The following is a 1,714-nucleotide window of genomic DNA, read 5'->3' on the forward strand; positions in this document are numbered from 1 at the left end:
TAACTAAATATAACAAAACCTTCCAATCACTATGTAGTGGAGGGTTATTTGGCATACGTAATTTTAGTATATCATGAGAGAATTAATTTTTTTAGAGAAAAATATTGACAACTATTAGCTGGTTTAGTTTAAATACAACATTTCACAAATTCATTAACCCCGATTACATTTGACTTGTAACGTTTTTAACCAAAAACTATCCCCATAATAAGTTTATAGGATAGTTTAATAATGTTAACTAGAGTGTTTAAAATATTCAATATAACATGTTTGTTTATCCTTAGAAAAGGAGTGGTAAACAATGAACCTATCTACGAGGATTTTATGACTGCCTTTCCATTCTAGTATCTGCTCTTGTACTTGTACCAAGTGTCTGGATCTTATCCTCAATACGTTCTAATAACCTTAATTTATCGCAGGTTAAGGGGCAGTAAAAATCAGGAAACACCTATTTCATTTATAGAAAATGAGATTGTAAATAATAACTTATTTTATAAGAGAAACCACTTTAATTATCCAGCTCTTTCTTACTCAAACTATTGGCTCCCAATTAATGGGATCATGTCAACACCAATATTGCTTTCCATGGAGGACATTCTTCAATTACCTTCAAAAACAATACTAGCTGTCCTTGAATGTTCAGGGGATAAACGTAACCTTTTCGAACCTAAAGTATTTGGAGAACAATGGGAAAAGGTGCTATAAGCCAAGGCTATTGGAAGGGTGTACCGTTACGAACCCTGCTGGAACTTTCCGGGATAAGGGAAGGATCAAAAGAAATTGTCGTAGAAGGATATGATTTTGGAGAAAGAACCGATCTAAATGAGGTTTTTACCTACGCTAGAAGTCAGCCTATAGAGAAGGCTATCCATCCTGATACCATTATTGCCTATGAATATAATAACCAGCCAATTCCGTTTAAACATGGTTATCCACTAAGATTAATTGTTCCACAGTGGTATGCAATGGCGTCTGTTAAATGGATAAAGCAGATTAGTGTTATTGATTCTAATTTTAAAGGACCATTTCAAACAATCGATTATGTGTATTATCCTGATAAAGAAAATAATAAAGATGCCTACCCTGTTACTACAATAAATGTAAACTCGACGATTCAAAAGCCTTTAGATAAGGAGAATTTAAATAATGGTAAGCATTTGATTAAAGGGATTCCTTGGAAGGTAAAGGCTTTATTACAAAGTTGGAGATAAGTATCGACGGTGGATTACTTGGCTAAATGCAATGTTAGAGTCAGCTAAAAATGCTGGTTATGGGTGGCAATCTTGGTCTTATGAGTGGACTGTACTGGACAAAGGTGAATATAAGATTATGACAAAAGCTACTGATTCTTATGATAGAACTCAACCAACCCTACCTTTCTGGAATAGAAAAGGTTACGGTTATAATGCAATTGATGAAATTTAAGATTGAATAGAAAGCTAAATAAAGAAGAGAATGTTGTATAGAATACCTAGTCCAGACCTAAATGTAAATCATTCGGATAATGCGACTGTCTTAAGGTGTACAGCATGCACACTTGATTAACTTACCTTTATTTAAGGCAGAAAGAAAAACAAGCCATTGTAATAGACTGACATAGCAATTTGAGACAATAATAAAACACCTTCTTAGGCTGCCATTCCACGAAATTCTATTGGAGATTGGTAGCCTAATTTTTCTTGAATACGCTCTTCATTATAATGCTTCATAAATA

The 1,714-nt window shown here is 33.6% G+C and carries 1 pseudogene; it reads left to right on the forward strand.

The annotated features are described in order from the left end of the window. Nucleotides 1-561: 561 nt before the first annotated feature. Nucleotides 562-1,211 (forward strand): annotated as a pseudogene (locus tag M3210_RS19805) (molybdopterin-dependent oxidoreductase). Nucleotides 1,212-1,714 lie beyond the last annotated feature (503 nt).

It is taken from the genome of Oceanobacillus luteolus, assembly GCF_023715655.1.
Taxonomy (GTDB): domain Bacteria; phylum Bacillota; class Bacilli; order Bacillales; family Amphibacillaceae; genus Oceanobacillus; species Oceanobacillus luteolus.